This is a genomic window from Halomonas sp. PBN3, from assembly GCF_000475415.1.
GTDB lineage: Bacteria > Pseudomonadota > Gammaproteobacteria > Pseudomonadales > Halomonadaceae > Halomonas > Halomonas shengliensis.
The window spans coordinates 1-7,101 of record NZ_AXCA01000184.1; the positions used below are offsets into that span (position 1 = coordinate 1).

General features: G+C 61.6%; 8 protein-coding genes. 7 read left to right on the forward strand and 1 reads right to left on the reverse strand.

Features of this window, described 5'->3' with window-relative positions:
• Positions 1-415: type IV toxin-antitoxin system AbiEi family antitoxin domain-containing protein (locus tag Q673_RS31745; protein ID WP_023006789.1), on the forward strand; the 415-nt coding region annotated here is incomplete at its 5' end.
• A gap of 30 nt (positions 416-445) precedes the next feature.
• On the forward strand, positions 446-1,975 hold the full coding sequence (locus tag Q673_RS36605) for a hypothetical protein (protein WP_152527133.1): 1,530 nt from the start codon (positions 446-448) through the stop codon (positions 1,973-1,975).
• 57 nt (positions 1,976-2,032) lie between these two features.
• On the opposite strand, the gene Q673_RS31750 is transcribed toward Q673_RS36605, so the two are convergent.
• Positions 2,033-2,404 (reverse strand): histone-like nucleoid-structuring protein, MvaT/MvaU family, encoded by a 372-nt coding sequence (locus Q673_RS31750; RefSeq protein ID WP_023006791.1) that lies wholly within the window; start codon positions 2,402-2,404, stop codon positions 2,033-2,035.
• A 238-nt stretch (positions 2,405-2,642) separates the two neighbouring features.
• Here Q673_RS31750 and Q673_RS31755 point away from each other — a divergent pair, with 238 nt between their 5' ends.
• The 5 genes from Q673_RS31755 to Q673_RS31775 all read left to right on the forward strand — a co-directional run.
• Entirely contained in the window at positions 2,643-3,077 is a 435-nt protein-coding gene (locus Q673_RS31755) for a TIGR03757 family integrating conjugative element protein (RefSeq protein ID WP_023006792.1), read from the forward strand.
• Complete coding sequence (locus Q673_RS31760) at positions 3,074-4,024, forward strand: TIGR03756 family integrating conjugative element protein (protein WP_023006793.1); 951 nt, start codon at positions 3,074-3,076, stop codon at positions 4,022-4,024. The genes Q673_RS31755 and Q673_RS31760 overlap by 4 nt, the downstream gene beginning before the upstream one ends.
• A gap of 13 nt (positions 4,025-4,037) precedes the next feature.
• Positions 4,038-5,522: an integrating conjugative element protein gene (locus Q673_RS31765; protein WP_023006794.1), complete on the forward strand. Its 1,485-nt coding sequence runs from the start codon at positions 4,038-4,040 to the stop codon at positions 5,520-5,522.
• On the forward strand, positions 5,522-5,902 hold the full coding sequence (locus Q673_RS31770; RefSeq protein WP_023006795.1) for a hypothetical protein: 381 nt from the start codon (positions 5,522-5,524) through the stop codon (positions 5,900-5,902). Before Q673_RS31765 ends, Q673_RS31770 begins: the two co-directional genes overlap by 1 nt.
• On the forward strand, positions 5,902-7,101 hold a 1,200-nt coding region (locus Q673_RS31775; protein WP_023006796.1), incomplete at its 3' end, for a conjugal transfer protein TraG N-terminal domain-containing protein. The genes Q673_RS31770 and Q673_RS31775, both read left to right, overlap by 1 nt.

Consider the following 7,101-nt stretch of genomic DNA (forward strand, 5'->3'; position numbering starts at 1 on the left):
GGATAAGGGGCTGCCGGTGGATCTCCCCGGCAGCCTCACGGACTACAACCCGCCCGGGGTGGGGTTTGCTCTGCGGATATCGACGCCGGAGCGCGCTATCCTCGAATGGATCGCCATCACGCCCAACGACCTGCTGTTCAGCAGCGAGCTGGTGGATACCTTCACTGGGCTCAATACGCTGCGCCCGCGACGGCTTCAGGCGCTGCTGGCAGGGTGCCGTTCGGTGAAGAGCAAGCGTGCCTTTCTGGTGCTGGCTCGCCATGCCGGTCACGCCTGGTACCATCGACTGGAGACCCACAGCCTCGACCTGGGGAAGGGCAAGCGGCAGCTCTGCAAGGGAGGGCGGTTGGACAAGGAATACCAGGTCACGGTCCCGGAGGAATTTGCGGATCAGAGTTGGTGCGCTGCATCATAAGTGATAACAATGTTTTGGAGTGTTAGTGTGATGCTTGATTACTCTGGCTCTTCTGATGTTTTTTTAATGACGGAAGAGCTCAGTGAGTTGTTTCATGAGGTTGTGCAGAACGTACCATTGAATGAAGCAGCTTTTTTGAGATTTTTGAAATCTAGGGGCGTTAGTGTTTTCGGTGCTGCACAAGGTGATCCCGGAAGGTTCTATGATATGGAGTGGCTTGGAGCAGACGGCGAAGATTTTAACGGCGCGCCACTTTTTCATCCGTTTAGAATTTATCCTGTTCTTCAGATACTTCGAGCTTGTCGCATAAATGTTGCCCAGTCAGCATCAATAAATCGATCCCGTGTTCTTGATCTGTTGGGTGAGGTTGTGCAGAGGTTGCCAGCAATAGATGAAATAGGATTGTTTGCGCGCAGTGCTAACTCTATAGTTAATTTGCCTATTCTTCTTGAGCCGTTGTACTGGCCTAGAATTTCGGGGCGGTGCGCTTTCCGAGGATTTGATGAGCCCCATTATTGGGAGTGCTTGAAGAAGTATAGGCACCAAACTTTGGATCTTGTTGCGCGCTTGTGTCCCGATGAGTGGGAAGAAATACATAAAATTTTGCGTTTTCAAGCAGCCGAGTTAGATGAAAACCAAGATTTGTATCTCTTGCTTCGAGTTTCACCTTGGTCTAAGCGAGAGAGGGTTAAGGGTAATATTTCTGGGGCTATGTGGCTAAGGCATATTGCTGAAACTATTCGACTTGCTTTTGAAGAGGTTTATGGAGTTGAATGGAGTGAAGAAGATAATGCGTTTGGAGTTTGGATGAAGGGTGCTCGAGCTCAGCGCTATGGCTCGGAAAGGCCTTTAGATAACCCTTTGCTGGCAAAGCCTCACCTAGCATTTGAATTTGGTTTGCACACTGGAAGTGTTGTGCGATGGTATGTAGAAGGAGAGACTGAGTATGGGGCGATTAGAGAAATTATTCCTGGGGCAGCGGATGGCGGTATCGAAATTGTTAACCTTAAAGGAGGGTTGGAGAAAAGGCGTAATGTCCCTCTAAAGCTGTCAGATCACCTAGAGCAAGACATGGAGCTAAAGAGATTTAGTGTGATTTCTATTGACGGTGATGAGCCTGATGCAGTTCGGTTTGTTAGGAAGCAAGTTGAAAACAACAAAGTAATAGGGTTTGTTTCAATCCATGAGCCAGACTTCGAGTTCGCAAATTTTTCGCTCCCTGAACTTGTGGAGATTGCAGCTAGGTTTGAAGAAAGCAAAGGTTTTCCAGGTGATTGCCTCAGGCAAGGGGATTGGAGTGGTGTTGCTTCAGGAGCAGATTTTGAAAAAAGATATAGCAAGCTGAGTTTGAGTAGGTCTAGTTTGAAAGGTGTGGGGTGGGGAGGTGCCTTAGCTAGTTATGCGATTGAAAATCCTGAGCTGAATGGAGTTAAAAGAGAGCTCATGACCAGTATTGATATGGCCATGAGGTGTCTGGTCACACGTTATGACTACCATAAATCTGGCTGGATAATTGACCCGGTCACATTTAGCCTTGTTGAAGCTAGTCATAGGTTATGAAGTCTCATTTTCTCTCCAACCCCTGCCATATTTATGGCAGACAGGCTTCGCAGCATATCAGTCCTCAGTCCTCACCAGCCAACCCTCAACCGTCTCGGCACCATATTCATCCTTCCACGCCTTCAGCGTCTTCTGGTTGCCGCCGCGGGTCTCGACGACTTCGCCGGTATTGGGGTTCTTGTAGATCTTCAGCTTACGCTTGGCGCGGCCGGTGCTCGTGGTGCTGGCGGCTTTGGCGGTGGCCGGCTTCGGGTCCAGCAGCTTGATGACATCGGCGGCTGACTTGTCGAACTCACGCATCAGGGCCTCGAGCTTGTCCTTGAACTCCAGCTCGGCCTTGAGGCGGTCGTCGTTTTTCAGCTTGTCGAGCTCTTCCTGGAGCTGCTTGAGCTGCTGTTCCTTCTGGATATAGGTGTTGAGAATGGACATGCGTTTCCTCGCGTTGGGTGAGTGTTGGAGGCAAGTATGGTGGCTGCCGTGATTTGAATCAATGCTTCTCTTCAATTAACTGGGGTAGTGACGTTTGCCAACATGATGACGGGGGTGATGAGATGTTGATGGGTGCTGCTTCAGAAAACACCTCGCGGTCGAGTTAACATTTCTTGATGCGGCACATAGGCGGGACCGCAATGCTGTGCCAGTTCCTTGTTCTACTGGAGTGGCAAGCATGGAGAGACACCACCCACGCCGCTGGCTGGCTGCTTTTGGGCTATGTGCCTGCCTGGTTGGCCCTGCACTCGCTGAGCCAGCCATCGAAGTCTTTACCACTGCCGGGGAGCCGGCCGTTAATGTGCCCTCGGGCGTGGCGGTGATCGAACTCGATGCGCCCGGCCGCCTGGATGCCGAGTTGTCGCAAGATCTTCCTGCTGATCCCGACGTTGCGGCGGCCTTGATGCGTGAGCGCATGTCGACGCCCGAGTGGCAGGAGACGGCCGACCGCTATGCCGATAGCTATCTCGGGCTGGCCAGGGCCTGGCAGCTGGGTTTGGAGAAAGTCCCCGCCGTGGTGATCGATGGCCGTTATGTGATCTACGGTCAGCCGGATGTGGCCGAGGCGCTGAGAGAAGCCGAGCGGCTAATGGGACAGGAGGGCCGCCGATGAGGCCCTTCAAGACGGCAGGGGCTGTGCTGGGCGGTGCGCTGCTGAGCCTGGGCGTGGTAGAGAAGCCGGCCCAGGCACTGACGACGCCGCAGATCGTCGCCTCGGCACTCTCCACCCAGTGCCTGGACTACCAGGTCATCGGCATCTGCGTCTGGCTCAACTGCTCCTGGTCGGGCTGCTCGATCCGCACTTCGGTGCAGGTGCGCCACAATATTCCCGAGCTGGTGGTCTCCAGCTACGAGAACACCAGTGACAACCCCTGGTGGGAGGTGGCGGCGCTGTCGCCGCCCCTGGGCGAGGCGCTGGCCGGAGGGCAGAGCACCTCCGATGTCAGCCGGGCTCAGCATGAGCACCTGCGTTTCAAGAACGTGGACGCCATCGGCCATCCCGCCGGCGAGGCCTTCAGCAGCTTCGCCAGCGCCTTTGGCATGACCTGCGCTGGGGCAGCGACACCCTTCCAGCCCTACCATCTCTCGACCCTGGACGCCCTGGCGTGGCGCAGCGGCATTCCCGAGTCGCTCTACCCCGAGGCGCTGACGCCTGGCATGCGTGAGCTGGGCCAGCCCGGCGACCTGTGGGGCAACATCTACCCGCGCGGCGGCTTCCTGACCCAGGTGCACGACTACAAGACCGCGGCGACCACCGCCCAGCGCTCTGCCGATGTCGTCACCCGCACTGGGCAGCCCCACGTCTACACGCCGCTGGTGGCCGCCAGCCGCGACGGCTACTGGCCGCCCGGGCCGGTCAAGGAGGGCGATGCCTCGACCCATCGCTGGCAGCGTCTGACCCCCAACATGAGCAACGCCTGCCGGGTGTGGCCGGACCGCGGCGTCACCGACACCTACGCCGACCGCCTGGACGCCGGCGGTGACTACGCCTGGTCGCTGTGGCGCCCCTATCGCTGCTGTCAGCGCCGCGGCCAGACCCTGCTCTACGCCGTCCCCTGAAGGAGAGAAGTCGATGAAAGGATCTCGCACGCGACGCTTTGCCCTCACGCCGCTGGCCGGCGCGCTGATGGCGGGGCTGCTGTCTACTCATGCTGCCCAGGCTCAAGCGCAATCCGCCGATGCCCTCTACTACCAGATCGGCGGCGCCTCGCCCTTCAGCGTCTCCGCCGGGCGGGGCTACAATCCCAACGTTCGCGGTATCGGCATCAGCTGGAACATGAATGCCACCTGCGGCAACTTCGATATCGGCGCCACAGTCTCCAACCAGCTCAACGGCGTCACCGACGGCTTCCAGAACCTGATGGGGACGGTGGTTCAGAACGCCCAGGGTGCCGTGGCCTCGCTGCCCGCCATGGTCATCCAGCGGGCCAACCCGGGGCTCTATGACCTGCTGAGCAACGGCGTGCTACAGGGGCGGGTCGACTTCGACCGGGCGTCGATGTCCTGCCGCCAGATGTCCGAGCGCATGGCCGACATGGTCACCGGGCAGGGGTGGCAGCAGATGGCCGCGGCCGAGAGCTGGCAGAGTGCGGCCCAGTCCAACGCCGACGTGGTCGCGGCGCAGGAGCAGGTCGACCAGTCGGGCGGCAATCAAGGCGTGACCTGGGTGGGAGGCCAGCGCCGCGGCGGCCAGGATCAGGCGCCGATTCGCGTGGTGCAGGACACCGCTCGCGCCGGCTACAACCTGCTGCACGGCCGTGACGACACCACCAGCACGGCCCCCATTGCCGAGGGCGGTGGCGGCTGGGGATCGGTGGCCACCAACGAAGGCAGCTGGATCGGCGGCGGCGGGCTGGCCGGGGTCTCCGGTGGGAGCGGTGGCGGCGCAGGGTCAGGCAGCGGGGCAGGGAGCTGCCTGGGCGGCATGTGCACGGTCTGGCAGAGCCCCGAGGAGGCCGCCGAGTGGACCCAGACGGTGATCGGCGAGCATTCGATTCGTACCTGCGACGGCTGCGAGCGCAGCGAGACCCAGGCCGGCAGTGGCCTGGTCCGCGAGCTGGAGCGTGAACAGCAGGAGGTCTACGGGCTGCTGCAGGGGCTGGTCGACGGCAGCGAGCCGCTGACCCCGGAGAACCTGCGCCAGGTCTCCGCCGGCGACGGCCTGACTGTCTCCCGAGGGGTGATCGAGTCGCTGCGCAGCGACCCCGAGGCCTCGCTGCTGATCCATCGCCTGAGCGGTGAGATGGCCCTGGCGAGAACCCTGACCAAGGCGCTGTGGGCGCGCCGGCTGCTGCTGGCCGGCAGCAGCGACCCTGGCATCGCCGACAACGAGCAGGGCATGTCGGCGCTGGATCGCAAGCTGGTGGCCCTGGATCGGGATATCGAGTCGCTGCGCTCCGAGATGGAGATCCGCCAGGCGCTGGGCAACAGTGCGGCCGGCATCGCCCTTGAGCGGGCCGCCCGGCGCAGCCAGGGCGCCTCGCAGGGCGAGACCTTCCGGCCGGATGCGGCCCTGGACGGCCGCGGTCGCCCAGCCGGCGAGGAGGGCGGTGACTGATGACGCGACGCGCTTTCTCCTGGATGAACCCGGCCCGCTGGCCGTCGCTGCTGGTCGCCATGGCGGTGCTGGTCGTGATGTTCCTTCTGAGCGGCGCCATTCTCGCCGTCAGCGTGCGGCTGTTTGGAGGGCTCGAGGCCCACCATAGCACCTGGCAGGCCGCCTGGCCTTGGCTGCTGGCCTGGCGGCTGAGCCTCTACGCCGTGCTGGCCTTGGTCTGGTGGCGCAAGGTGCGCCCCCGGGCGGTGGCGCGGCTGTGCCAGGATCATGACGACGGCCGGCAGGCGCTCGCCAAGCTCCGGCGACTCGAGGCGATGGCCCTGGGCATCCTGGCCCTCATCGAGGTTACCAACCTGATCAATCGGCTGGGAGGTGCCTGATGGGAGGCCTGCTCACCGCGCCGCTGGTGGTGTTCGACTACTTCTCGAATGCCATGACGCTACTCGGCTGGATCATCAACAACGCCATATGGAACGTCATGGTGGGTACCGGCATCGCCGCGGTGCCGTTCATCACCCTGGTGCTCTCCGAGTGGTTCAAGGCCCGCCAGGAGGGCGACGAGGCCGGGACCAAGGGCATCTTGACGGTTAACCGCATCGAGACCCGGCTCTACGCCATGATCCTGGCCTATGCCTTCACCTGTTTGCCGCTGCTGCAGGTCCAGCTGGCCACTGCCGATATCGACGAGAACCGCTCGCTGGAGTGCGGTACTCGCCAGTTCGCCTCTGGCGGCTGGTCCGAGGGAGCCTTCGGTGCGACCGAGAATAGTATCGGTGGCCGTCAGGCGCGGCTGCCGCTGTGGTGGGCGGGCGTGCATGCGGTCTCGCACGGGGTAACCGCGGCGGCCGTTCACGCTATTCCCTGCTCGACGGACTTCGAGTCCATCCGCATGGAGCTGGACCTGCACAGCATCGAAGACCCGGGGCTGCAACAGGAGGTGGGAGAGTTCCAGCGCCAGTGCTTCGGCCCAGCGCGCAATCGGCTGCTACAGGAGGGCGGCGCCATCGAGGCGACCCGCGCCATGGACGTGGATTGGATCGGATCGAACTACTTCCAGACAACGCCCGGCTACTACGACAGCTTCTACGCCGGGCGCCCCATCGCCGGCTTCCCCTACGATGCCAGCCGGGATGTCTCCCGGCCCAACACCGGCCCGGGGATGCCGGGCTATCCCTCCTGCCAGGAGTGGTGGTCAGCCGAGAGCGTTGGCTTGAGGGCCCGGCTGCATGGTGAGGTGAGCACGGGGTTCTGGGATGACTTCCGCAGCGTCTTCACCGGCAGTGACGCCGAGGACTACGTGATACGGCGCCTGGTTAGCCCCCGCTCGGGTGCGGCCAGCGGCAACCTGGATCAGGCGGTGGTGGGCTTTCGTGGGCTGGACGGCGGAGGCTTCTGGGATGCTACCGTCACCGCCGGCGCCATGGTAGGCGGCACCCTGTCGATCCTGCCCTTCCAGGCCGGCATGGACATGCTCAAGCAGGCGCTGCCCATGGTGCAGGGCATCCTGGTGATGGCCATCATCATCTGCCTGCCCTTCGTGATGGTCATCTCCAGCTACAGCTTCAAGGTCGCCGGCATG